Raw genomic sequence first — 23908 nt, 5'->3', positions numbered from 1 at the left:
TCAGACTCCCATGTCGTAGGGCGGCGGCGCGTCGGCGCGCGCGCGTTCGCGCTTGAGTTCACGGCGCAGCGGGACGACCACGCCCAGCGCCAGCATCAATCCGCCGCAGAGCACGCCGACGAGCAGCGCCGCCAGCAGCAGCACGCCGAGGCCGGCGTCGAAGCCTGCGAAACCGAGATCGAGCGTGACGTGCTGCGGGTTCAGCGCGCCGACGGCAAGGCCGAGCGCGGCGAACAGGAGGGCGATGAGGATCCGGAGCAGGCGCATGCCGCAGTAGCTTATCGCGACGCGGGCCCTTACTCCTCGACCGGCAGCGGAATCACGGCGGTGACGCGCTCGCGCAGTTCCTTGCCGGGCTTGAAATGGGGGACGTGCTTGCCGGGCAGCGCCACGGCGTCGCCGGTCTTGGGATTGCGTCCGGTGCGCGGCGGACGGAAGTGCAGCGAGAAGCTGCCGAAGCCGCGGATCTCGATCCGATCGCCGTGCGCAAGCGAGCCGGCCATCATCTCCAGCAGCGACTTGACCGCCAGATCGACGTCGTCGGCCTTCAGGTGCGCCTGGCGCTGGGTCAGGATCTCGATCAGTTCCGATTTGGTCATCGTCGACGCGCCCGTGGAAGGTCGGAAGGACGGCCCGGCATCTGCCCGGGCCGCCCGCCTGGTTCAAGCGCCCGGCCGCGAACGGCCGGGCGTCTGCGGCTTGCGCCGCAAGTCCGCTTACTCGGACTTGTTTTCCAGCTGTTCGCGCAGCAGCGCACCCAGCTTGGTGGTCCCGCTCGAAGCTTCCGCCGCGGCCTTGTTGTACTCGGCCAGGGTCTCGGCGGCCTCGGCTTCGTCCTTGGCGCGGATCGACAGCTGCAGCAGGCGGCTCTTGCGGTCCTGGCCGACGTACTTGGCCTCGATCGCATCGCCGACCTTCAGGTGCTGGCTGGCGTCGTCGACGCGGACGTCGGCGACGTCGCGCGCGGCGACATAGCCTTCCACGCCCTCGCCCAGGTCGATGGTCGCGCCCTTGGCGTCCACTTCCTTGACCGTGCCGCTGACCTTGGAGCCGCGCGGATGGCTGGCGAGGAACTGGCCGTACGGGTCCTGCTCGAGCTGCTTGACGCCCAGCGAGATGCGCTCGCGCTCCGGATCGACCGCCAGCACCACCGCTTCCATCGTGTCGCCCTTCTTGAAGTTGCGCGCGACTTCCTCGCCGGTGGAGTTCCAGCTGATGTCGGACAGGTGGATCAGGCCGTCGATGCCGCCGTCCAGGCCGATGAAGATGCCGAAGTCGGTGATCGACTTGATCTGGCCCTCGACCTTGTCGCCCTTCTTGTGGATGGCCGCGAAGGTCTCCCACGGGTTGGACGTGACCTGCTTGATGCCCAGCGAGATGCGGCGACGCTCCTCGTCGACGTCGAGCACCATCACTTCAAGCTCGTCGCCGACCTGCACCACCTTGGACGGGTTGACGTTCTTGTTGGTCCAGTCCATCTCGGACACGTGCACCAGGCCCTCGACGCCCGGCTCGATCTCGACGAACGCGCCGTAGTCGGTGACGTTGGAGACCTTGCCGAACACGCGGGTGTTGGACGGGTAGCGGCGGGCGATGTTGTCCCACGGATCCTCGCCCAGCTGCTTCAGGCCGAGGCTGACGCGGTTGCGCTCGCGGTCGTACTTGAGCACGCGCACGTCCAGCTCCTGGCCGACTTCAACCACCTCGGACGGATGGCGCACGCGCTTCCAGGCCATGTCGGTGATGTGCAGCAGGCCGTCGATGCCGCCAAGGTCGACGAACGCGCCGTAGTCGGTGAGGTTCTTGACCACGCCCTTGAGCACCGCGCCCTCGACCAGCTTCTCCATCAGCTGCTCGCGCTCTTCCGAGTGCTCGCTCTCGACCACCGCGCGGCGGGAGACGACCACGTTGTTGCGCTTGCGGTCGAGCTTGATCAGCTTGAACTCGAGTTCCTTGCCCTCGAGGTAGACGGGGTCGCGGACCGGGCGCACGTCGACCAGCGAGCCCGGCAGGAATGCGCGGACGTCCTTGATGTCGACGGTGAAACCGCCCTTCACCTTGCCACTGATGCGGCCGACGATGGTCTCGTTCTTCTCGAGCGCTTCTTCCAGCTCGTCCCAGACCATGGCGCGCTTGGCCTTCTCGCGCGACAGCACGGTCTCGCCGAAGCCGTTCTCCAGCGAGTCGAGCGCGACCTTGACGACGTCGCCCTCGGCCACGTCGATCTCGCCGGCGTCGTTACGGAACTGTTCGATCGGCACGATGCCTTCGGACTTGAGGCCGGCGTTGATCACGACGACGTCGGTGCGCACCTGGACCACGGTGCCGGTGACGATGGCGCCGGGCTTGAGCTTGGCGAGGTTGGCCTGGCTGGCTTCGAACAGTTCTGCGAATGATTCGGTCATTTCAAAATCTCGGTTGATGACACAGATCGCGCGCCCGGGGTGCGGGCCCTGCGATCCACCCGTTTGTCGGCCGGCGCGGGATTGCGTATGGCCGTGAGTGTTGTGGTGGATGAACCCGCGCGGGAACTTCCCGTGCGGAGCGGTTGTCTGCCTTGTTCGATCCCGGCGGCGGAACGTAGCACCATCCCCATCCTTACCTTCCCCTTGAAGGGGAAGGAAACGGGGGTAGCCGCGGTGGAACCGCGGCTACGGCGCTACTACCGCCAGCACGCGCCCGACGACCGCTTCGATGCCGAGGCCGGTGGTGTCGATGTGGACGGCATCAATGGCCGGCCGCAGCGGCGCCACCGTGCGGCTGGCGTCACGGGCGTCGCGGGCGAGAATCTCGCGCAGCAGACCGTCCATTGTGACGGAAACCCCCTTGTCCTTCAACTGTTTATAGCGCCTTTCGGCGCGCTCCTCCGCGCTGGCGGTCAGGAACACCTTGTACGGGGCGTCCGGGAAGATCACCGTGCCCATGTCGCGGCCGTCGGCGACCAGCCCCGGCGGCCGGCGGAACGCGCGCTGGCGGTCCTTCAGCGCTGCGCGGACCTCGGGGATGGCGGCGATCGCCGAGGCCGCGGCGCCGGCGGTCTCGGTGCGCAGCTCGTCGGTGGCGTCGTGGCCGTTGACGATGACCCGCAGGTCGCCGTCCTCCGGCTCCTGGAACCCGATCTCGGTATCGAAGGTGCAGCGCACCAGCGCGCCGGCGTCGTCCAGGTCGAGGTCGGCCCAGCCGGCGGCAACGCCGATCGCCCGGTACAGCGCGCCGGAATCGAGGTAGTGCCAGTCCAGGCGCCGGGCGACGAGGCGGCTGATGGTGCCCTTGCCGGACCCGGACGGGCCGTCGATGGTGAGGACGGGAATGGTGTCTGGCATGCGCGGAGGCAGGATCGGGAAACCGTGGATTATGTCGCAGCGCGGCATCCTTGCTCCGGTCCGTTCGACCTCCCCTCGCCCGAGGCGGCAAGCGCTTGAATCTCCGGAGAAATGCCCGCTATAATGCGCGGCTTCGTTTTCCAACACCGCTTTTCGAGGTCTGTCATGAAGGTCCTGTCCTCCCTGAAGTCGGCGAAGGCCCGTCACCGCGACTGCAAGGTCGTTCGTCGCCGCGGCAAGGTCTTCGTGATCTGCAAGTCGAATCCGCGTTTCAAGGCGCGCCAGCGCTGATCCGCGCGACCCGCCCCGGCATGCCGGGCGTTCCGGGTCCAATGCCGTACGCAGGAGGCCGCAGCGATGCGGCCTTTTTGCGTGCCCGCGCGCAGGGACCGGCGGAAGGACGCGGCCTGCGACGCCGCGCAACCCGGTTCGCCGACACAGCGCCCGGCGTGCGAATCTGATACAACGCCCGGGCCCGTTCTCCGCCCGCCGATCACAGAGGAATCCAGACCATGCGCCTGTCCGCCTGCCTCGCCCTGTCCGCGCTGCTTTGCGTCGCGGGCACCGCTTCCGCCGATACCCTGCTGGTCCAGCGCGCCCAGGCCAAGTCGCAGGTGGCCCTGCCCGCGCGCGGACAGAGCGCCGCCCAGGTCGAGGCCCGCTTCGGCGCGCCGACGCAGAAACTCGATCCGCGCGGCGGCCAGAAGCGCCAGTGGCCGACGATCAACCGCTGGGTCTATCCGGACTTCACCGTCTATTTCGAGCGCGACCGCGTCATCGACGCCGTGCTCAACCAGGCCAGCGCCTCCGAGACCGGCCCGAAGCCGGCGATCCGCTGACCCTCCGGGCGCCCACGCACCGATGACCGAAGCGACATCGCGATTCCCCGCGGAGTGGGAGCCCCAGTCCGCGATCCTGATCGCGTGGCCGAACGCCGATACCGACTGGGCCGAACGCCTGGGCGAAGTCGAGGACACCTACATCGCGCTGGTGGCGGCGATCACCCGCTTCCAGCCGGTGGTCGTCTGCGTCGCCGACGAGGACGTGGAGAGCTACGCACAGGCGCGACTGTCGTCCAACCGGATCGACATGGCGCGGGTGCGCTTCGTCGAGGTGCCCTACGACGACACCTGGCTGCGCGACTCCGGCCCGCTCAGCCTGCGCGAGGGCGACGGCTTCCGCCTGCTCGACTTCCGCTTCACCGGCTGGGGCGGCAAGTTCGACGCGAGCCTGGACGACCAGCTGGTCGAGCGCCTCCACGGAATGGGAATCTTCTCGAAGAGTTCCCGGCAATCCATTGATTTTGCTTTGGAGGGCGGCGCCATCGACACCGACGGCGCCGGCACCCTGCTGACCACCTGGCAGTGCCTGCACGAACGCCACCCGGACGCCAGCCGCGCGCAGCTGACGGACCGGCTGGCGACCTGGCTGCGGCAGGACCGCGTGCTGTGGCTCGACCACGGCTACCTCGAGGGCGACGACACCGACGCCCACGTCGACACCCTCGCCCGCTTCGCCGCGCCCGACGCGATCGTGTTCCAGGCCTGCGACGATCCGGCCGACAGCCACCACGCCGAACTGCAGGCGATGGCTGGCGAGATCGCCGCGCTGCGCACCGCCGACGGACGCCCCTACCGGCTGTTCCCGCTGCCGTGGCCGGCGCCGATCCTCGACGGCGGCCGGCGCCTGGCCGCGTCCTACGCCAACTTCCTGATCGTCAACGGCGCGGTGCTGATGCCGGCCTATGGCGACCCAGCCGACGCGAAGGCAGCCGACGTCATGCAGCAGGCCTTCCCCGACCGCGAGATCGTGCAGGTGCCCTGCCGCCCGCTGATCTGGCAGAACGGCAGCCTGCACTGCATCACCATGCAGTTGCCCGAGGGCCTCGTTCGCTGATCCAGCCCGTGCAGCCCGGGCGTCGGGGGCGTAGCCCCGATCTACGCACCGGCACGACCCCGTAGCTCGGGGCTACGCCCCCGACGCCCGGCCGTTATCCGGCCTATACAATCCCCGCCATGAAGACCAAGACCCTTCCCGTCGCCCTAGTCCAGGAACGCAACCAGGGCGACGCCGACGCCAACCTGTCGCTGATCGAGCAGCGCGTCGCCGAGGCGGCGAAGTCCGGCGCGAGGCTGGTCCTGCTGCAGGAACTGCACAACGGTCCCTATTTCTGCCAGCACGAGTCGGTCACCGAGTTCGACCTGGCCGAACCGATCCCCGGCCCGAGCACCGAGCGCCTGGGCAGGCTGGCGAAACGGCACGGCGTGGTGCTGGTCAGTTCGCTGTTCGAGCGCCGCGCCGCCGGGCTGTACCACAACACCGCGGTGGTCTTCGAAGCCGACGGCAGCGTCGCGGGCAAGTACCGCAAGATGCACATCCCTGACGACCCGGGCTTCTACGAGAAGTTCTACTTCACCCCGGGCGACCTCGGGTTCTCGCCGATCGACACTTCGGTCGGTCGCCTCGGCGTGCTGGTGTGCTGGGACCAGTGGTACCCGGAAGGCGCACGGCTGATGGCGCTGGCCGGCGCGGAACTGCTGCTGTACCCGACCGCGATCGGCTGGGACCCCGACGACGACCCCGCCGAGAAGACCCGCCAGCGTGACGCCTGGGTGCTGAGCCATCGCGGCCATGCCGTCGCCAACGGCCTGCCGGTGCTGAGCTGCAACCGCGTCGGCCACGAAGCTTCGCCGCTCGGCGCCAGCGGCATCGATTTCTGGGGCAACAGCCACGTGCTCGGCCCGCAGGGCGAATTCATCGCCGAGGCCGGCGGAGAACCGACGATCCTGCTGACCGAGGTCGACATGCAGCGCAGCGAGCATGTGCGCAGGATCTGGCCGTTCCTGCGCGACCGCCGCATCGACGCCTACGACGGCCTGCTCAAGCGCTATCTCGACTAGGGTGTTTCTGCCTCAGCCTCCCCTACAACTCGAGCACCGTCATCCCGGCGCAAGCCGGGATCCATTTTGCTTCTTCGCCCTCCCTGCACGAAGCCGGGAGGCTCGGGACGACAGTGCGCCACGTTCCGGACGACCATTCGACAGCCGGTGAAAACACCATGCCGCAGCCGCACCTGATACGCGACGCGACGGACGCCGACGTGCCGGCCATCGCGGCGATCTACTCCGACGAAGTGCGCGAGCGCGTCAATACCTACGAATACGACGTGCCCGACGCGCCCGAGATGTCGCGACGGATGCGCGCCCTGCTCGACGCCGGCTTCCCCTACCTCGTCGCCGAACGCGACGGCGCGGTCGCCGGCTATGCCTATGCCGGCAGTTTCCGCGCGCGCGAGGGCTACCGGTTCACGGTCGAGAATTCGGTCTACGTCGCGGCGTCCGCCCAGGGACACGGCGTCGGCGCAGCGCTGCTGGCCGCATTGATCCAAGCCTGCGAGGCGCGCGGCTTCCGCCAGATGATCGCGGTGATCGGGGAACCCGCGAACGTCGCGTCGATCCGGCTGCACGAGCGCTTCGGCTTCCGCCACGCCGGCACCATGGCCGGCATCGCCTGGAAGCACGGCCGCTGGCTGGATACCGTGTTCATGCAGCGCGAGCTGGGCGACGGCAGCGGATCGGATCCCGGGAACGGCGTCGGAGCGGGGACTTGAATAATACGAACGATCGTGCTTTTATGGAGGCATGCTGATGTCGCCCTCCCCCACGAAGGGTGCCACCACGCGCGAGGCCATCCTCGCGCGTTCCTATCTGCTGGCCTGCGTCAACGGGCTCGAGGGCCTCACCATCGGCGGCGTCGCCGAGCAGGTCGGCATGTCCAAGAGCGGCGTGTTCGCCCACTTCGGCTCGCGTGAGGACCTGCAGCTGGCCACCCTCGACCTCGGCGGCGAGCTGTTCATCCGCGACGTGCTGGTGCCGGCGCTGAAGGCGAAGCGCGGCCTGCCGCGGCTGCGCGCGATCTTCGCCAACTGGGCCGAATGGGTCCGCCACGAGGACGACGGCGGCTGCCTGTTCCTGGCCGCCGCCAGCGAATACGACGATCGCCCCGGTCCGATCCGCGACCGCGTGCTGCAGCAGGAAGCCGACTGGCGCGACCAGCTGGCCAAGGCCGTGCAGCTCGCGATCGACAGCGGCGAACTGGCCGCCGACACCGAGCCGGCGCAGGTCGCGTTCGAACTCTACGCGATCGCGCTGGCGGTCCATCACGACGCCGGGCTCACCGGCTACGACGACGCCGCCGCGCGCGGGTTCCGCGCGTTCGAGCGGCTGATCCGCAGCTACACCCCCTCCCCCTGAGGTAACCCGCGAGGTTTCGGTCATGGATACGTTGCGCGAAGAAAATAGCACGATCGTTCGTTCTGAAATTGACGGCCCTATCGAAGCATCCACGCCCGTCTTGCCGACGGCCCTGCCCGCCGCAGGCGCGCCCAGCCGGCCTGCGCAGGCCTCGTGGGTCGGCGGCGACGGGTGGTTCCCGCTGCTGCGCGCGAGCATGCGCGCACTGTCGCGGGTCGCTCCGCCGCTCGCGGTCGCGCTGTTCGACCGGATCTGGTTCTCGGCGCCAAGGACGCCGCCGCGCCCCGAGGCCGCGGCCTGGCTGGCGCGCGGCGAGCCGATGCCTTTCCGCGTGCACGGCCATCGCGTCAACGCCTGGTCCTGGGGCCGTGGACCGACGGTGCTGCTGGTGCACGGCTGGGGCGGCAACGCCGGGCAGATGCATGCGCTGATCGCGCAGCTGCTCGAACGCGGTCTGCGCGTCGTCGCCTTCGACGCACCCGCGCACGGCAGCTCGGATCCGAGCCGGCTCGGCGGGCGTCGGGTCAGCATGATCGAGATCGCCGACGCGCTGCGGGTGGTGGCTGCGGGCGTCGGCCCGATTGCGGGGCTGGTCGCGCATTCCGGCGGCTGCACCGCCACGGCGCTGGCGCTGCGCGACGGCTGGACCGGGCCGGAGCGGATCGCGTTCGTCGCACCCTTCGCCCTGCCTTCGGAGGCGATCGAACCGTTCGGCCGCGCGATCGGCGCCAGCCTTGCTGTGACGGCGCGCTTTCGCGCGCTCGTCGAGCATCGCTTCGCGCGGCCGTGGACGGACTTCGACATGCCCGGCCTGGCGGCGCGGCGCGCCTTGCCTCCGCTGCTGGTGGTGCACGATCGCGACGACCGCGAAGTCCCGTTCTTCCACGGACATGCGGTGGCGGAAGCATGGCCGCAGGCGCGGCTGGCCGAAACCGGCGGCCTCGGCCACCGTCGGCTGCTGCGCGATCCGTCCGTGGTCGCGGACATCGTCGCGTTCATGGCCTCCGGGCAGCCGGACCCGGGACGCGCCACGCCCGCCGACGCGCGCGCTGAACTCGACCGTGCATACGCGGCGGCCGGCCTCGACTGCGGCAAGTCGATGCCGGCCTGAACACCGCGCGGCACCCTCGCGTCGACGGCTTTCCCTGCTGCGCACGACGTTCTACCCTGTCGCCCGCTGAACCCATGACGGCGCCGCAAGGCGCCGTCTTGTCGAAGGCGACAGCCCCCCGCAAGCGGATTCCCCGTTGAACGAACACGCAGCCCCTGCCGATGCCGACTGGCGCGCGCAACCCCACGCCATCGTCGAACGCGACGGCGTGCGCTACACCCTGCTCGGCACCGCGCACGTCTCGCGCGCGAGCGTCGAGGCCGTGCATTCGGCGATCGCGGAAGGCGGATTCGATGCGGTCGCGGTGGAACTCGACGAGCAACGCCTGCGTGCGATCACCGATCCGGACGCGCTGGCCAGGCTCGACCTGGTCAAGGTGCTGCGCGAGGGCAAGACCCCGCTGTTCGCCGCCAACCTCGCGCTGGCCAGCTATCAGCGGCGGCTGGCCGAGCAGCTCGGCATCGAGCCGGGCGCGGAGCTGAAGGCCGCGGTCGAGGATGCGCGCGCGCGCGGCCTGCCGACGCACCTGATCGACCGCGACGTCGGCCTGACCTTCAGGCGCGCACTGCAGCGCCTGGGCTGGTGGCAGCGGGCCAAGCTCGGCGGCGGCATCGTCGTCGGCCTGATCGTGGACGACGAGGTCGCCGAGCACGACATCGAGAAGCTCAAGCAGGGCGACATGCTGCAGGCCAGCTTCAGCGAGTTCGCCGAGCAGACGCCGGCGCTGTACGACGCGCTGATCACCGAGCGCGACCGCTACATGGCCGCACGTCTGCGCCAGACGTCGGGCGACGCACGCGAGGTGCTGGCGGTGGTCGGCGCCGGCCACCTCGACGGGCTGGCGCGGCACCTGCGCGACGATGCCGGTGCGCCCGACGCGGTGATCCCGGAACTGGAGGCACTGAAGCCGAAGTCGAAGCTGCCGATCATGGAGATCTGCATCGGCGCGTTCCTGCTCGGCGGCTTCGCCTGGGGCTTCGCCAGCGGCGGCTTCGACGTCGGCGCCGACCTGCTGCTGTACTGGGTGCTGTGGACCGGCGGCCTCGGCGCACTGGGCTGCCTGATCGCGGGCGGCCATCCGCTGAGCATCCTCGGCGCCTTCGCGTCCTCGCCGTTCACCCCGCTGCATCCCGCGCTCGCCTCGGGCACGGTCAGCGCCCTGATCGAAGCCTGGGTACGCAAGCCCACCTACGCCGACTTCATGGCCCTGCGCGACGACGTCAACTCGGTGAAGGGCTGGTGGCGCAACCGCGTCGCACGGGTGCTGTTGAACTTCTTCCTGACTTCGCTCGGCACCGCCATCGGCGTGTGGACCGGCGGCGCGAGGATGCTGGCGCGGCTGTTCGCCTGATCAGAACAGCGTAAACGCACCATTGGCGACGTTGTGCGCCAGCACCGGCAGCAGCAAGCTGCCCGTCCGCTGCCGGAACCAGACCAGCAGCAATGCCGGACCCGCGGTCATGGCGAATGCCATCGGGTCGAACGAAAGTCCGTCGGCACGATAGAACAGCGCATGGCCAAGGCCGAAGGCGACGGTGGCGAGCAGTCCGCCGAAGCCGATCCCGGCGAACCGGCGTTTCGCGCCGGTATCGAGCGCTTCGTTCAACGCCAGTAACAGGACGCCGCGATAGAACAGCTCCTCCTCGATTCCGGGCATCGACCACTGGAACAGGATCGTGTCGATGCCCTCCCTGCCGTCTCCAAGGTGGAACGCCAGGCCGAAGAGCACGGCGACGAACAGCGCGAAGACGATCCACGCCGTGCCCGAACCGGGAGCCTGGCGCAACGTGACTCCGCAGCGCCGGAAGCCGAACCGCGGCAGCGCGGCCACCGCCAGCAGTCCCGCCGTGGCGAGCAGTTTCCCGGTCCAGTTCCAGGCGCTGTCCGGGAAGAAATCCGGGACCAGTCCGTATCCACGCAGCACCAGCGCATCGCGCAACAGCATCAGCAGCAGTGCCGCGATCAACCAGCCCGCGCGCAGGTCGCTTCGGGTCGCGTACGCCGCCAGGCATGCGAGCGCGGCGACCACGCCCATGTGGATCGCGATTTCGACAAGCGCAAGCGGCATGTTCCGGTTCCTGGAGCGGGCGGCGAGGCGAACCGCTTCCCGCCCTTGCGGGGACGGGAAGCGGCCCGGTGTTGAAACGGCCTGTCAGTCGGCGCCGGGCACCAGTGCCGGCGCCGAAGGCGCGGTCCCGCGCCCGCGCGCACGCCGCACCAGCCGCGCCGTGCCGGTGCGCAGGTCGTCTAGCAGGGCGTAGATCGTCGGCAGGAACAGCAGGCTGACCACGGTCGAGAACGCGAGCCCGCCGGCGATGGCGCGCGCCATCGGGTGGTAGGGCGGCATGCCCTGCGGGGTGTCGGTGTTGAGCGCGATCGGGACCATCGCCAGGATCGCCGTGCCCATCGTCATCAGGATCGGCCGCAGGCGTTCGCGGCTGCCTTCGACCAGCGCCTCCGTGCGCGGCATCCCGCGCCGGCGCAGGTTGTTGATGTGTTCGATCATCACGATGCCGTTGTTCACCACCACGCCCATCAGCACCAGGATGCCGATGACCGCCATGATGTTCATCTCGGTACCGGTGATCCAGAACAGCCAGTACACGCCGAAGATCGAGAACAGCACGCAGGACATGATCGCGGTCGGGAACAGCAGCGATTCGAACACCGCGGCCATGATCACCAGCATCAGCACCAGGGCGATCATGATGCTCCTGACCATCTGGTCCATGCCGTCGAAGTTGATGTTGAAGCTCAGCCCGGAGAAGGTGTAGCCATAGCCCGGCGGGAACTCCACGCCGTCGAGCGTGGTTTCGATGGCCTTGCGCGCCTCGTCCACCGGCACGTCCTTGGCGATGCCGGCCTCGATGCGCAGCATGGTCTGGCGGTTCATGCGCTGGATCGCGGTCGAGGCCGGGTTGACGTTCACGTCCACCATCGCCAGCAGCGGCACCTCGGTGCCGTTGGGCGCGCGCACCATGAACGAGGCCAGGTCCTCGGCGCTGTAGCGCTCCGAGCCGGCGAAGCGCACGTTGACCGGGATTTCCCGGTCGCCGCTGTGGAAGTCGCGCAGCGACGAGCCGCGCAGCGCCATGCCGACGAACTGCGCCACCTGCTGCGCGCTGAAGCCGTAGGCGGCCGCGCGCTCGCGGTCCACCTGCACCGACAGCTCGGAGTTGGCGTCGCCGGTGTCCACGCGCACGTCGCGCAGCTTCGGATCGCGGCCCAGCATCGGCACGATGTCGTCGGCGATTTCCTGCAGCGTCTGCGTGGAATCGCCGACCAGGCTGAAGCGGATGCCCTCTCCGTCGCTGCCCATGCCGCCGGGCCAGCCGATGCCGATCTTCGCGCGCGCCGACTGCGGCAGGCCCTTGCGCAGTTCCTCCTCGATCAGCTTGCTCTGCTCGCGGTCCTTCACCTTGAGGAACAGGCGCGTCGACGCCCAGCCCTGCTCGCTGTAGCGGCTGTAGACGCGATCGATCCGGAACTGCTCGCGGTTGGCGTTGACGAACGCCTCCACCTTCGCCACTTCCCGGCCCATCTCCTCCTTGGAGTACGCGCCCTTCCACTGGTAGAAGACGTTGATCTGGCTGGGATCGCCGTCGTCGCCGCCGCCCTGGGTGTACTTCATCGGGATGAGGCTGACCAGCGAGATCGCCAGGATGCCGGCGATCGCCCAGCCGCGGTGCTCCAGGGTCCAGCGCAGCAGGCGCGCGTAGCGCTGCTGCAGCCGGGTGATGAACGGCGACTTCAGCGCCGGCGGCGTCTTCATCCGCGCCGACAGCATCGGGATCAGGCTCACCGCGACCAGCCACGAGGCCAGCAGCGACACCGAGATCGTCACCGCCAGCTGCGCCAGATAGATGGTGATGATGTTCTTCTCGCCGAACATCATCGGCAGGAACACCACGCAGTGGCACAGGGTGCCGGCCGACAGCGCGATCGCGACGTGGCGGGTGCCGATGATCGAGGCCAGGGTCGGCTTGTCCGGGTACTTCTCGCGCTCCTGGTAGATGCTTTCGACCACCACCACGGCGTTGTCCACCAGCATGCCCACCGCCAGCAGCAGGCCCATCATCGAGATGATGTTGAGCGAGATGCCGGTGAAGTACATGAAGCCGAGCGTCATGATGAAGCAGATCGGGATCGCCGCGGTCACCATCAGCGTCGACGGCCAGTGGCGCAGGAAGGCGTAGAGCACGATCACCGACAGCAGCAGGCCGATCGCGCCGGCCTCGGCCAGCGCCAGCAGCGAGCCGGTCACCGCCTCGCCCTGGTCGTCGCTGATCTCGATGTCGATGCCGCGCATGGACGGATCGGCTTCCAGCACCTGGAGCTCGGCGCGGACCGCGCGCGAGAGGTCGACGAGATTGGCCGCGCGTTCCTTGTAGATGTCCACGCCGACGCTGGGCTTGCCCTCCATCTGCCGCACGTAGCTCATGCGCTGCGGCTGCAGGCCGACGTCGGCGATGTCGGACAGGCGCGTGCCGCGGTTGTCCACGCGCATCTCGCGCAGCGCCTGCAGTTCCTGCAGTTCGCCGCGAGGCTGCACGCGCAGGCGCTGGCCGGCCTCGGTGATCTGGCCGGCCGACACCGAGAAGTTCGCCGCCTGCAGCCGCTGCACCAGTTCGTTCAGGGCCACGCCGTGGGCGCTGAGGCGGTTGCGGTCGAGCGCGATCAGCACCTCCTGCGCGGCGACGCCTTCCACCTCCACGCGCGCCACGCCCGGCAGGCGCTCCAGTCGCTGCTTGATGCTGCGCTCGATCAGGTCCGCGCGCGCGGTCAGGTCCTCGGCGCTGCTCAGCCGCAGGCTCATCGCCTCGCGGTCGCTGGTGCTCCAGCGCTGCACGTAGTAGCGGCGGAAGTCGTCCGGCAGCTCGTCGCGGACCGCGTCGATGCGCTCGCGCGCCTCCGACGCGGCGATGGCGATGTCGCGATTCCAGTCGCCGAATTCGACCTGGATCATGCCGCCCTCGGCATTGGCGCGCGAGTTCATCGACTTGATGCCGGACATCGTCGCCAGCGCTTCCTCCACCGGCCGCACGATATTGCGCTCCACCTCTTCCGGCGTGGAGCCCGGGTACGGCAGCGAGACGAAGAAGAACGGGATCGTGGCCTCCGGCTCGGCCTCCAGCGGCAGCCGGAACGAGGCGATCAGGCCGATCGCCACCATCGACACGAACAGCATGATCGTGGTGACGGGCCGGCGGATGGACAGCTCGGTGATGTTCATCCGTCAGTCCTTCGCGACCGCGCCGCCCAGTGCGTCCTGTTCGTGCGCCAGCACCTGCGCCACCTGGGCGGCGGTGTTGCGCGCGCGACGGCCGCGTTCGGCGTAGAACTCGTCCGGCTTGCGGTCGAGCAGGTCGTACACGACCGGGATCACCAGCAGGGTCAGCAGGGTCGAGACCAGCAGGCCGCCGATCACCGTGATCGCCATCGGCGAACGCACCTCGGCGCCCTCGCCGAAGGCCAGCGCCAGCGGCAGGAAGCCGAACACCGCGCACAGCGTGGTCATCATGATCGGGCGCAGGCGCGAGCGCGCGCCCTCGACCAGCGCCTCGCGCCTGGGCACGCCCTCCTCGCGCAGCTGGTTGACCTTGTCGATCAGGATGATCGCGTTCTTCACCACCAGGCCGACCAGCAGGATCAGGCCGATGAACACCACCACCGAGATCGGCGAGCGCGTCAGCATCAGCGCCGCGACCGCGCCGACCAGGGCCAGCGGGATGGTGAACAGGATGACGAAGGGATGCAGCAGCGACTCGAACTGCGAGGCCATCACCAGATAAACCAGGAACACCGCCAGGGCGAAGGCGAACAGCAGCGAGCGGATCGACTGGTCCAGCTCCTCGCCCTGGCCGCCCATGCGCACGTCGATGTCGGTGCCCAGCGGGTTGTCGGCCACCATCTTCTGCACCTCGGCGATCGCGGTGCCGAGGTCGACGTCGCGCAGGTTGGCCGAGACGATCGCCACGCGGCGCTGATCGGCGCGGTGGATCTCGCTCGGCCCGGTGGTCGAGACCACGTCCGCCACCGAGGCCAGCTCCACCGGCGCGCCGCCGGTCGGGTTGACGATCAGGCGGCGGATGTCGTCGACCGAGGAGCGCTCGGATTCCTGCACGCGCACCAGCACGTCGATCTTGCGGTCGCGGAAGCTGTAGCGCGTGGCCACGCTGCCGCGCACCTTGTTGACCACGGCGTCGGCGATCTGGCGCGTGGTCAGGCCCAGCGCCGCGGCGCGGTCCTGGTCGAACACGACCTGGATCTCGGGGAAGCCCTGCTCCACCGTCGACTTCACGTCGGCGTAGTGCGCGTTCGCACGCAGCATGCCGGCGAGCTTGATGCCGGCGACGCGGATCGCCTCCAAGTCGTTGCCCTCGATCTCGATCTCCAGCGGCGGCGACAGCGAGAACAGTTCCGGGCGCGCAAAGTCGACCTGCGCCGAGGGATACGCCTGCAGGGTTTCGCGCAGGGTGTCGGTCAGGCGCTGCTCGTGCGAGGTGTCGGTCATCACCACCGACAGCTTGCCGATGTTCTCGCCGCTCTCGGTCGGGCTGGCGTCGAGCCGGGTGCCGGTGCCGGAGACGCCGTACAGCAAGCGCACGCCGTCCTCGTCCGCGTGCTTGCGCTGCACTTCGCGGATCAGCGCGTCGGTCTGCGCCAGCGGCGTGCCCGGCGGCAGCTTGGCGGTCATCTCGAAGCGGTCCTGCGCCAGCTGCGGGATCAGGTCGATGCCGAGGAACGGCAGCGCGGCCAGGGTCAGCGCGAAGGCCAGCGTCGCGCCGCCGAGTACCGGCCACGGCCGCGCCAGCGCCGCCGGCAGCATCCGCAGGTAGCCGGCCTCGGCGCGGTTGTAGGGCGCCATCGCCAGATCGCTGGCCTTGCGCATCACCGGACCGACGATCGCGACCAGTCCGCGCCACAGGCGCACGACCAGCCAGGCGGCACCGAAGAACGCACCGCGGATGCCCGCGCCGAGGCCGCGTCCGGTCGCCGCCACGGGCTTCTTCCAGCGGCTGTCCGGGCGCCACTGCGGATGCGGCTCTTCCTCGGGGAAGGCCAGCGGCGGCCGGCCCTTGAGCGCGCTGAGCATCGGGATCAGCGTCATCGACACCACCAGCGACACCGCGATCGCGATCGCCACCGTCAGCGCCTGGTCGCGGAACAGCTGTCCGGCGATGCCCTCGACGAACACCAGCGGCAGGAACACCGCGATCGTGGTCAGGGTCGAGGCGACCACCGCCATGAACACCTCGCGGGTGCCGGCGATCGCCGCTTCGAGGATGCCCACGCCGCGCTCGCGCGCCTTGGCGATCGATTCGAGCACCACGATCGAGTCGTCCACCACCAGGCCGGTCGCCAGCGCCAGGCCGCCGAGCGACATCAGGTTCAGGCTCAGGCCGAGCTGGCCCATGAAGAAGAAGGTGGTGATGATCGAGATCGGCAGCGACAGCGAGATGACGAAGGTGCTCCAGCCGTCGCGCAGGAACAGGAAGATGATCAGCACCGACAGCAGGCCGCCGATCACGGCGTCGACCTTGACGTCGCGGATGGCGTGGCGGATGAAGACCGACTGGTCCTCGACCACGCTCATCTCGATGTCGCGCGGCAACTGCTCGCGGATCAGCTTCAGCCGCGCCTCCAGCGCGTCGGCGGTGGCGACGGTATTGGCGTCGCCTTCCTTGTAGATCGCCAGTTCGACCGCCTCGTGGCCGGCGCTGCGGATCACCGCCTCGCGTTCCTTGTAGCCCTGGCGCACCTCGGCCACGTCCCTGAGCCGCAACGGCGAACTGCCGCCGCCGCTGCCGCCGTCGCCGCGCAGGGCCGCGATCACGTTGGGATCGCGGCTGCCGAGGATCGCGGTCATCAGCTGCCGGTTCTCGCCGGTGGACGAGGTCGCGGCGGAGCCGCCGGCGGTGGTCAGCAGCATCTCGCGCATCTGCTCAACCGTGGCGAACTGGTTGACCGTGCGCACCAGGTAGCGCTGCGAGCCTTCCTCCAGGCGACCGCCGGAAAGGTTGACGTTCTCCTGCTGCAGGCGCTGGATCACGTTGTCCAGCGACAGGCCGAGCTGCGCCAGCTTGCGCTGGTCGATGTCGACCTGGATCTCGTCCTCGAGGCCGCCGCCGACCTTCACCGCGGCCACGCCCAGGACCGGTTCGAGCTTGCGCTTGAGGTCGTCGTCGGCGTAGCGGCGGATCTCCATCAGCCGGCGGATCGCGTCGGCCTCGCTGCCGCCTTCCTGCTTCGAGGACAGCGCCAGGCGCATGATCGGCTGCGTCGACGGATTGAAGCGCAGCAGCACCGGCGGCTTGGCCTCCAGCGGCAGCTGCAGCGTTTCCATCTTGTCGCGCACGTCGAGGCCGGCCTGCTCCATGTCCGTGCCCCAGGCGAACTCCAGCACCACGTCACTCTGCCCGGTGCGCGAGATCGACTTGAGCTTGCGCAGGCCCTTGACCACGCCCAGCGCTTCTTCCGCCGGCTGCGAGATCAACGTCTCGACTTCCGTCGGCGCGGCGCCCTCGTAGTCGGTGCGCACGGTCAGCGTGGGATAGCTCAGGTCCGGCAGCAGCTCGACCTTCAGCGCCGACAGCGAGATCAGGCCGAACAGCACCAGGGTCAGCGTCATCATCGCGATGGTGACGCGGCGCCGGGTGGCGAACTCGATCAGGTCGAAGCCGCCCGTGCCCGGCGGCGGATCGTGCGGGCCCATCAGTTGCCCGCCTGCGTCGCCGCGCCATCCGTCGCGTCGGCCTTCGCCGTGGCCGCCTTGTCCTCGCCCAGCACCTGCACGGCGCTGCCGTCGCGCAGCGCGGCCTTGCCCGCGATGACCACGGCATCGCCCGACGCCAGGCCCTCGCGCACCTCGACCCAGCCACCGTCGGAATACCCCAGCGTGACGTTGATCCGCGCCGCCTTGCCGTCGCGGACCGCGTACACCGCCGGCTCGCCGCCGTCTTCGAGCAGGGCGTTGCGCGGCACCACCAGGGCGTCGGCGCGCTGGTCGTAGTTGATCGCCAGGCGGCCGAACATGCCCGGCTGCAGTTCGCCGTCGCCGGCGAACGCGGTGACCACGCGGAACGTGCCGGTGCCGGTATCGACCACCGGCGACACGCGGTCGACCGTGCCGGTGAAGCGCTTGCCCGGCAGCGCGTCGGCGGTCAGCTCCACCGCCTGCCCGGGCTTGAGCTTGGCGATCTCGCGCTCGGGCACGTTGAGCGTGGCCTCGAGCCGGCTGCTGTCGACGATGCGGAAGATCGGCGAGTTGATCTGCACGAAGTTGCCCGGCTTGATGTCGCGCGAGGCGATCACGCCCGAGATCGGCGCGACCACGTTGGTGTAGGACAGTTCGAGATTGGCAAGCCGGTTCACGGCGCGCGCGTTCTCCAGGTCGTAGCGCAGCTGGTCGAGGTCGTTGGCGCTGACCATCTGCTGCGCCTCGAGCTGCTTGGCGCGCTCGTAGTTGGCTTCGAGCTTGCGCAGCTGCGCGGAACTCTGCGCGGCCTGCAGCCGCGCGCGGTCGGCGTCCAGGCGCACCAGCACCTGCCCGGCGCGGACCTGCTGGCCTTCCTCCACCAGCACCTCCAGCGCCACGCCCGAGGTCTTGGCGACCACCTGCGATTCGGCGCGCGGCTCCAGGGTCGCGGTGTTGCCGTAGCTGGCCGCGATCGCGCGCCGCGCCACCTTCTCGACCTCCACCGCGATCGCGTCCGGCCCCTTGTCCTCCGCGGCCTTGGCCTGCGCGTCCCCCCCACCCTTGCAGCCCGCCAGCAGCAGCGCCGTCGACAGCATCGCGATGGCCAGAATCGGGCGCAGGCCCGGAAAAACACGGTTCGTGTACATGGATTCGGCGGAGCCCCTATGGTGTTGTAGCAAGGTATATCACCTGCCCTGGGAACAGCATCCGCCGAAGGTCATGGTGACTCCCGGCGGTTTCGTGTCATGGACGCGTGGAGAGATGCGGACGTGACCGATCCGGTTGCATCGCATCGCGCTCCGGACCCCTGCGCGGGCAGGGTCGAGGGCGTCGCCCGGCGCCGATCCGTTAACAGTCCGTGGAGCGCAAGCTATACTGCGCCGATTGCGCGCCGACGGATGTCGTCGCCGATTCCGATACCTCAAGCCAACCAGCCACCAGGATTGCGGAAACATTCCATGACGCGACCGTTGACGATCGCCGCCGGCCTTGCCCTTGCATGGCTGGCACTGGCCACGCTGCCGCGCAGCGCCCCGGCCCAGGACACACCGCCGCCAGCACCCGAAGCTGAAGCCGCCCCGGCCGCTCCCGCCGCCCCGGCCCAGCTGACCGGCAACGCCGACAGTGGCCGCCAGCTGACCTACACCTGCCAGGGCTGCCACGGCATCGTCGGCTACCGCAACATCTACCCGACCTACCACGTGCCGCGGATCGGCGGCCAGTCGGCGGTCTACCTCACCAATGCCCTGGCCGAGTACAAGAAGGGCACCCGCCGGCACCCGACGATGCAGGCGCAGGCGCAGAGCTTTTCCGACCAGGACATCGCCGACATCGCCGCCTTCCTGTCGGAGCTGAAGCCATGAGCCGCGCCACCGTGACCCTCCGCCTCGGCCGGCTGGCCGCCCCGCTGCTGTTCGCGCTCGCACTGGCCGCCTGCGGTGGCGGCGACCACGCCGAAGACAGCGGCGACGCCCAGGCCTCGTCCTCCGCCGGACTGCCGGAAGGCCGCATCGCCGAGGGCGAGGCGCTGGCCAACGCCAAGGGCCAGGCCACCGGCCAGTCGTGCATCGACTGCCACGGCGCCGACGGCAACGTGCCGCTGGACGAGAGCTATCCCAAGCTCGGCGGCCAGTACCGCGACTACCTCGCGCACTCGATCCAGCAGTACCGCAACGGCACCCGCGAGCACGCGCTGATGTCGCAGCAGGCGGTCAACCTGACCGACCAGCAGATCGCCGACGTGGCCGCCTACTTCGCGTCCCGGCCTTCGCAGCTGCGGGACCTGCACGGCGCGCATTGAGCTTAGCCGGAACGCAGGATGGAAAAAGCCCGCTTCGTGCGGGCTTTTTTTGTTCTTCTTCCCAAGTAAAAGCCCTGTCATTTCGACCGCAGGGAGAAATCTTCCTTTTCCCTGTGGCGGAGACGGGATTTCTCCCTGCGGTCGAAATGACAATCCGGGATTTCCGGAAGTCCCTACGGCGTCGCCGGCGGCGACTGCAGGCTCTGCTGGTCTTCCTGCAGTTCGCGCTTGAACGGCACCTCCGGCGGCTTGCGCGCCTCGGCCTCGACGTCGAGCATGTTCGGGTCGCTGATGCCGCAGGCGCCACCCAGCATCAGCATCGCGACCGTGCACTTGATGCGCTTGCCGGTGCCGGGGATCGGGATCAGCACTTCCTTGATGCTGCGCCGGACCCATTCCTCCAGCAGCGTCTCGTGCGGCACCCAGAAGCGGTCGAAGGCGGTCGGCTCGTAGCCGATCGGCGGGCGCTTGAGCCAGGTGCCCATGCGGTCGATCTTTTCGTAGTCCTCGGTGATCGTGCCCGGCGGCAGGCCGCCGCCGACGCGGCCGTCGTTGCCGGCCAGGCGCGGGCTGCCGTCGGCGTTGAACAGGCCCGAGGGGCTGCCGGCCTGGCCGCCCGGCACGTTGCGGTCCGAATCGCCCCAGTCGTCGCCGCGCCGCGGCGACGGCAGCGCGCCGGGCGCCGGATTCGACGCGGGGCCGGCGCCAGCCGTCGTCGCCGAGGCACTGGCGCCCTCGCCGCTCGCGCGGGTGCCGCCGGCCGTGGCGGTGGTCGACGGCGACCGGCCGCTGGCATCGGGCGCGCCCTGCGCATTGCTGTCGGACGAACGCTCCGACGCGCCCGCCGCCGCGGGGCCGGGATCGCGCAGTTGGATGTCGCGCTGCGCGACGGTGGGCGCGTCGCGGCGCAATTCGGGCGCCGCCGGCGCCGCGCGCGGCACGCGCATCGCGATTTCCGGCGCAGGCGCGGGGACGTTGCGTTCGACGATCTCGATCTCCGGCTGCTGCACGTCGGGCACGTTGATCTCGCGCTGCGGCAGCGGCCGGATCTGCGGCGGCGGCGTCACCGCCGGCACCTCGACCATGCGCACCTCCGGCGTCGGCGTGCGCAGTTCCGGCGTCGGCAGCGCCGGGGTCGGCGGTACGTCGATGCGCGGCGGCTCCAGGACGAAGCTCGTCTCCGGCTCCGTCGTCTCGGTGACCACGAGCGGCTGCTCCGCGACCGGCGGCGGCACCTCGTCCGGCGGAGTCTCGACCTCGGCCACGGAAGGCGGCGGCGGTGGCGGCGACGCCTCCGGCGCGCTGGCCGCGGCCGCGGCAGCCGCCGGCGCCGGGCTGGCCGCCAGTTCCGGGACCGGCTGCTCGGCCTGCTGCGCGCCGCCACCGTCGTCCTGCGGCGTGCCCTCGCCGATGAATTCGACCTGGGTGATGTTCTCGCCCAGGCGCTCGTCCTCGTCGGCATCGCCCGGGTAGCGCGCGACCATGAACAGGATCATCAGCTGCAGCCACAGCAGGTGCAGCAGGACCGACACCACCAGCGAGACCCTGCGCGTGCGCCGGTCCGGCACCGGGCGCTCGCGCCAGTCCTGGCGCCACAGCCGCACGAACGCCTGCCAACGGTTCAGCCGTTTGTAGCCCTTCGAATAGACCGGCTCGCGCGCAAGGAACACCGCCACCAGGCCTTCGAACGCAAAGGCGACGCTGCGCGCCTTCCCCCTGGCGACCGAAAACCATTCGTTCCAGCCCGGCGGGAACTCGCCCGCGGGCCGCGGCGGACGGATCGAGCGCCCCTTGCGCAGCCGCCGCTGGAGCGCTTCGATCAGTTCACTGGACGAAAACACCCGCGACGCGTTCCGTCAGTCCGCGTTGCGCGGCATGTAGGGCGCAGTGCCGGTGTCGTGGTCGGTCGCATCGCGCACCGCGGTCACGCCCGGCACCTTGTCCATCAGGCTGCGCTCGATGCCCTGCTTGAGCGTGACATCGACCATGCCGCAGCCGTGGCAGCCGCCGCCGAAACGCAGCACCACCACGCCCTCGGCGGTCACTTCCTGCAGCGACACGTGGCCGCGGTGCTGGGCGAGCTGCGGGTTGACCTCGTGCTCGATCAGCCAGCGCACGCGCTCGACCAGCGACGCCGACTCCGGCGGCGCATCGCCCTTGATCCGCGGCGCGCGGATCTGCAGCTGGCCGCCGGTGGCGCGCGATTCGTAGTCGATCTGCGCGCCGTCGAGGAACGGCGCGCTGTCGGCGTCGAGCCACAGCGTGAAGCCCTCGCAGTCGATCGCCCACTCGTCGCCGTGCAGGTCGCCCGGCTCGGCGAACTCCAGCCGCACGTCGGCCTTGGCCGTGCCCGGATGCACCGCGGCCAGGCGCACGCCCAGCCCGGGCAGCGCCTCGCGCTCGATCAGTTTGCGGAAATGTGCCTGCGCGTTGTCGGAGATCTGGATCATGGCCCTGTCCGTCTTTCGACGTATTCTAGGCCCAGCCCCGCGCCTTGCCCTCCCACCCCGCCGCGGCCGGCGCCCCCGCACACGATCCGTTCATCCGCGGCGCCGCCATACACCCTAGGAGATCCCGCCATGTCGGACCTCGTCCCCCTCGTCCAGGCCCACTGCATCCCGCGCCGCGGCGGCGAACACCGGCTGGGCGAAGCCCGCATCCGCGAGCTGCTGCCGGAGGTGCCGGGCTGGGAACTCGCCGAGAACGGCCGCGCGCTGACCAAGACCTTCCGCTTCGACGACTACTACCGCACCATGGCCTTCGTGAACGCGCTGGCCTTCATCGCCCACCGCGAGGACCACCACCCCGACCTCGGCGTGCACTACGACCGCTGCGCGGTGCGCTTCTCCACCCACGACGTCGGCGGCCTGAGCGAGAACGACTTCATCTGCGCCGCCAAGGCCGACGCGCTGGCCGGCTGAAGGCGCCGGCCCTGCAACAAACTGTCATTCCGAGCGCAGCGAGGAATCTGGCATCCGTTCGCGGGAAGCAGATTCCCCGCTGCGCTCGGAATGACAGTCGATAAGCGCTCCTGGCAGTTGCAGAATCGCGACTGTCGGTCCCGCAGCCAGTCAAAGCCGATCCAGCACCTCGACCAGCTCCGGCGCCAGCGGCGCATTGAGCACATACGGCACCCGGCCGCCGTCGAGCGCGAACTCCAGCGACGCCGCGTGCAGGAACAGCCGCTTCAGCCCGACCTGTTCGCGCAGGCGCCGGTTGACCGCGGCGTCGCCGTACTTGTCGTCGCCCACCACCGGATGGCCGATGTGCTGCGCGTGCACGCGGATCTGGTGGGTGCGGCCGGTCTCGATCCGCACCTCGCAGTAGGAATGCCCGCCCCGGCGTTCGAGCACGCGGAAATGGCTCAGCGACGGCTTGCCGGCATCGTTGACCTGCACGTGCCGCTCGCCGCCCTGGCGCAGGCCGACGTGCAGCGGCGCGTCGACGCTCATCACCCCGTCGGGCATCCGCCCGGCCAGCAGCGCGAGGTAGCGCTTGTTGATGGTCTCGCCCTTCACCGCGGGGTCCTCGCGCATCAACGCCTGCAGCTCACGCAGCGCCGACCGCTTCTTCGCCACCACCATCAGCCCCGAGGTGTCGCGGTCCAGCCGGTGCACCAGCTCCAGCGGTTCGCCCGGACGCAGGGCGCGCAGGGTCTCGATCACGCCGAAGCTGATCCCGCTGCCACCGTGGCTGGCGATCCCGGAGGGCTTGCTGATCGCCAGCAGGCGCGCGTCCTCGAACACGATGCTGGCCGCCATCGCCTCCAGCAGCCCCTTGGCGGGCGCGCCCCTGTCTCCCTGTTCGCCGAGACGGACCGGCGGGATCCGCACCTGGTCGCCCACCTCCAGCCGGGTTTCGGCCTTCGCCCGGCCGCCGTTCACCCGCACCTGGCCGCTGCGCACGATCTTGTAGACCAGCGACTTCGGCGCGCCCTTGAGCTGGCCCAGCAGGAAGTTGTCGAGCCGCTGGCCGGCGCGCTCGGCGTCCACCTGGACGATGCGGACGCCGCCGGTCGGGGCGGGCTGGGACCGGGTGTCGTTCATTGTCGGGCTTTATCTGTTACACTCGGCGGGCGAGATAAGGTGCTGATTTCGCTGGAAGATTCACGGGCCGAAAGCCCGCCTTCCGCGAGACCCGGCCAGTACGCGGCCACCGCCCTCGGGGCGGCCATGTTAGCGGCTGGAAGGCAGTCCCGGACATCGCCCGATGCCAAGGCAC

The 23908-nt window shown here is 69.7% G+C and carries 22 protein-coding genes; 11 read left to right on the top strand and 11 right to left on the bottom strand.

Features of this window, described 5'->3' with window-relative positions; translation table 11 throughout:
• From FQY83_RS02235 to cmk, 4 genes are all read right to left on the bottom strand, one after another.
• Window positions 1–267, bottom strand: a complete 267-nt coding sequence (locus FQY83_RS02235; RefSeq protein ID WP_146384618.1) for a lipopolysaccharide assembly protein LapA domain-containing protein — start codon at window positions 265–267, stop codon at window positions 1–3.
• A gap of 29 nt (window positions 268–296) precedes the next feature.
• Entirely contained in the window at window positions 297–599 is a 303-nt protein-coding gene (locus FQY83_RS02230; RefSeq protein ID WP_146384616.1) for an integration host factor subunit beta, read from the bottom strand.
• A 117-nt stretch (window positions 600–716) separates the two neighbouring features.
• Window positions 717–2405, bottom strand: coding sequence for a 30S ribosomal protein S1 (rpsA, locus tag FQY83_RS02225; protein WP_146384614.1), 1689 nt, complete (start codon window positions 2403–2405; stop codon window positions 717–719).
• A 246-nt stretch (window positions 2406–2651) separates the two neighbouring features.
• Complete coding sequence (gene cmk, locus FQY83_RS02220; RefSeq protein WP_146384613.1) at window positions 2652–3323, bottom strand: (d)CMP kinase; 672 nt, start codon at window positions 3321–3323, stop codon at window positions 2652–2654.
• 165 nt (window positions 3324–3488) lie between these two features.
• Between cmk and ykgO the strand changes: the two genes are divergently transcribed.
• The 8 genes from ykgO to FQY83_RS02180 all read left to right on the top strand — a co-directional run bounded on the left by ykgO (window position 3489) and on the right by FQY83_RS02180 (window position 10038).
• Window positions 3489–3614 (top strand): type B 50S ribosomal protein L36, encoded by a 126-nt coding sequence (gene ykgO, locus FQY83_RS02215; RefSeq protein ID WP_010342887.1) that lies wholly within the window; start codon window positions 3489–3491, stop codon window positions 3612–3614.
• Between the two features lie 221 nt (window positions 3615–3835).
• Entirely contained in the window at window positions 3836–4162 is a 327-nt protein-coding gene (locus tag FQY83_RS02210) for a hypothetical protein (RefSeq protein ID WP_146384611.1), read from the top strand.
• 22 nt (window positions 4163–4184) lie between these two features.
• A complete protein-coding gene (locus FQY83_RS02205) occupies window positions 4185–5219 on the top strand; it encodes an agmatine deiminase family protein (protein ID WP_146384609.1) in 1035 nt (344 codons plus the stop codon).
• Window positions 5220–5338: 119 nt separating this feature from the next.
• Entirely contained in the window at window positions 5339–6223 is an 885-nt protein-coding gene (locus tag FQY83_RS02200; protein ID WP_146384606.1) for a carbon-nitrogen hydrolase, read from the top strand.
• A 158-nt stretch (window positions 6224–6381) separates the two neighbouring features.
• Window positions 6382–6933: a GNAT family N-acetyltransferase gene (locus FQY83_RS02195; RefSeq protein ID WP_146384604.1), complete on the top strand. Its 552-nt coding sequence runs from the start codon at window positions 6382–6384 to the stop codon at window positions 6931–6933.
• 37 nt (window positions 6934–6970) lie between these two features.
• Window positions 6971–7576, top strand: a complete 606-nt coding sequence (locus FQY83_RS02190; RefSeq protein WP_337678295.1) for a TetR/AcrR family transcriptional regulator — start codon at window positions 6971–6973, stop codon at window positions 7574–7576.
• 100 nt (window positions 7577–7676) lie between these two features.
• Window positions 7677–8687 (top strand): alpha/beta fold hydrolase, encoded by a 1011-nt coding sequence (locus FQY83_RS02185; RefSeq protein ID WP_158636410.1) that lies wholly within the window; start codon window positions 7677–7679, stop codon window positions 8685–8687.
• A gap of 136 nt (window positions 8688–8823) precedes the next feature.
• Window positions 8824–10038: a TraB/GumN family protein gene (locus FQY83_RS02180; RefSeq protein WP_146384598.1), complete on the top strand. Its 1215-nt coding sequence runs from the start codon at window positions 8824–8826 to the stop codon at window positions 10036–10038.
• On the opposite strand, the gene FQY83_RS02175 is transcribed toward FQY83_RS02180, so the two are convergent.
• From FQY83_RS02175 to FQY83_RS02160, 4 genes are all read right to left on the bottom strand, one after another.
• Entirely contained in the window at window positions 10039–10755 is a 717-nt protein-coding gene (locus FQY83_RS02175; RefSeq protein WP_146384596.1) for a CPBP family intramembrane glutamic endopeptidase, BDIM_20840 family, read from the bottom strand.
• A gap of 84 nt (window positions 10756–10839) precedes the next feature.
• Window positions 10840–13920 carry an efflux RND transporter permease subunit gene (locus FQY83_RS02170; protein WP_146384594.1) on the bottom strand — a complete coding sequence of 1027 codons (3081 nt, stop codon included), beginning with the start codon at window positions 13918–13920 and terminating at the stop codon, window positions 10840–10842.
• A 3-nt stretch (window positions 13921–13923) separates the two neighbouring features.
• Window positions 13924–17403, bottom strand: a complete 3480-nt coding sequence (locus tag FQY83_RS02165; RefSeq protein ID WP_146384592.1) for an efflux RND transporter permease subunit — start codon at window positions 17401–17403, stop codon at window positions 13924–13926.
• Window positions 17403–18533 carry an efflux RND transporter periplasmic adaptor subunit gene (locus tag FQY83_RS02160; protein ID WP_146384590.1) on the bottom strand — a complete coding sequence of 377 codons (1131 nt, stop codon included), beginning with the start codon at window positions 18531–18533 and terminating at the stop codon, window positions 17403–17405. The genes FQY83_RS02165 and FQY83_RS02160 overlap by 1 nt, the downstream gene beginning before the upstream one ends.
• Window positions 18534–18845: 312 nt before the next feature.
• Here FQY83_RS02160 and FQY83_RS02155 point away from each other — a divergent pair, with 312 nt between their 5' ends.
• A complete protein-coding gene (locus FQY83_RS02155; RefSeq protein ID WP_146384588.1) occupies window positions 18846–19250 on the top strand; it encodes a c-type cytochrome in 405 nt (134 codons plus the stop codon).
• Entirely contained in the window at window positions 19247–19687 is a 441-nt protein-coding gene (locus tag FQY83_RS02150; protein WP_146384586.1) for a c-type cytochrome, read from the top strand. The genes FQY83_RS02155 and FQY83_RS02150 overlap by 4 nt, the downstream gene beginning before the upstream one ends.
• Before the next feature lie 173 nt (window positions 19688–19860).
• Here FQY83_RS02150 and FQY83_RS02145 read toward each other — a convergent pair whose 3' ends face one another.
• Window positions 19861–21528 (bottom strand): hypothetical protein, encoded by a 1668-nt coding sequence (locus FQY83_RS02145; RefSeq protein ID WP_146384584.1) that lies wholly within the window; start codon window positions 21526–21528, stop codon window positions 19861–19863.
• Between the two features lie 15 nt (window positions 21529–21543).
• Window positions 21544–22137: an NfuA family Fe-S biogenesis protein gene (locus FQY83_RS02140; RefSeq protein WP_146384582.1), complete on the bottom strand. Its 594-nt coding sequence runs from the start codon at window positions 22135–22137 to the stop codon at window positions 21544–21546.
• Between the two features lie 129 nt (window positions 22138–22266).
• Here FQY83_RS02140 and FQY83_RS02135 point away from each other — a divergent pair, with 129 nt between their 5' ends.
• Complete coding sequence (locus FQY83_RS02135; protein WP_146384580.1) at window positions 22267–22608, top strand: 4a-hydroxytetrahydrobiopterin dehydratase; 342 nt, start codon at window positions 22267–22269, stop codon at window positions 22606–22608.
• Window positions 22609–22758: 150 nt separating this feature from the next.
• Here FQY83_RS02135 and FQY83_RS02130 read toward each other — a convergent pair whose 3' ends face one another.
• Entirely contained in the window at window positions 22759–23733 is a 975-nt protein-coding gene (locus tag FQY83_RS02130) for an RluA family pseudouridine synthase (RefSeq protein WP_146384578.1), read from the bottom strand.
• Window positions 23734–23908 lie beyond the last annotated feature (175 nt).

Source organism: Luteimonas marina (genome assembly GCF_007859325.1).
GTDB classification, from domain to species: domain Bacteria; phylum Pseudomonadota; class Gammaproteobacteria; order Xanthomonadales; family Xanthomonadaceae; genus Luteimonas; species Luteimonas marina.
This window is presented reverse-complemented; position numbering and strand designations above follow the sequence as displayed.

Coding starts and splice junctions, on each gene's coding strand:
- FQY83_RS02230 (WP_146384616.1), bottom strand. CDS start 599: ATGACCAAATCGGAACTGATCGAGATCCTGACCCAGCGCCAGGCGCAC.
- FQY83_RS02135 (WP_146384580.1), top strand. CDS start 22,267: ATGTCGGACCTCGTCCCCCTCGTCCAGGCCCACTGCATCCCGCGCCGC.
- ykgO (WP_010342887.1), top strand. CDS start 3,489: ATGAAGGTCCTGTCCTCCCTGAAGTCGGCGAAGGCCCGTCACCGCGAC.
- FQY83_RS02130 (WP_146384578.1), bottom strand. CDS start 23,733: ATGAACGACACCCGGTCCCAGCCCGCCCCGACCGGCGGCGTCCGCATC.
- FQY83_RS02190 (WP_337678295.1), top strand. CDS start 6,971: ATGTCGCCCTCCCCCACGAAGGGTGCCACCACGCGCGAGGCCATCCTC.
- cmk (WP_146384613.1), bottom strand. CDS start 3,323: ATGCCAGACACCATTCCCGTCCTCACCATCGACGGCCCGTCCGGGTCC.
- FQY83_RS02160 (WP_146384590.1), bottom strand. CDS start 18,533: ATGTACACGAACCGTGTTTTTCCGGGCCTGCGCCCGATTCTGGCCATC.
- FQY83_RS02235 (WP_146384618.1), bottom strand. CDS start 267: ATGCGCCTGCTCCGGATCCTCATCGCCCTCCTGTTCGCCGCGCTCGGC.
- FQY83_RS02170 (WP_146384594.1), bottom strand. CDS start 13,920: ATGAACATCACCGAGCTGTCCATCCGCCGGCCCGTCACCACGATCATG.
- FQY83_RS02205 (WP_146384609.1), top strand. CDS start 4,185: ATGACCGAAGCGACATCGCGATTCCCCGCGGAGTGGGAGCCCCAGTCC.
- FQY83_RS02200 (WP_146384606.1), top strand. CDS start 5,339: ATGAAGACCAAGACCCTTCCCGTCGCCCTAGTCCAGGAACGCAACCAG.
- FQY83_RS02150 (WP_146384586.1), top strand. CDS start 19,247: ATGAGCCGCGCCACCGTGACCCTCCGCCTCGGCCGGCTGGCCGCCCCG.
- FQY83_RS02175 (WP_146384596.1), bottom strand. CDS start 10,755: ATGCCGCTTGCGCTTGTCGAAATCGCGATCCACATGGGCGTGGTCGCC.
- FQY83_RS02195 (WP_146384604.1), top strand. CDS start 6,382: ATGCCGCAGCCGCACCTGATACGCGACGCGACGGACGCCGACGTGCCG.
- FQY83_RS02155 (WP_146384588.1), top strand. CDS start 18,846: ATGACGCGACCGTTGACGATCGCCGCCGGCCTTGCCCTTGCATGGCTG.
- FQY83_RS02210 (WP_146384611.1), top strand. CDS start 3,836: ATGCGCCTGTCCGCCTGCCTCGCCCTGTCCGCGCTGCTTTGCGTCGCG.
- FQY83_RS02140 (WP_146384582.1), bottom strand. CDS start 22,137: ATGATCCAGATCTCCGACAACGCGCAGGCACATTTCCGCAAACTGATC.
- FQY83_RS02165 (WP_146384592.1), bottom strand. CDS start 17,403: ATGGGCCCGCACGATCCGCCGCCGGGCACGGGCGGCTTCGACCTGATC.
- rpsA (WP_146384614.1), bottom strand. CDS start 2,405: ATGACCGAATCATTCGCAGAACTGTTCGAAGCCAGCCAGGCCAACCTC.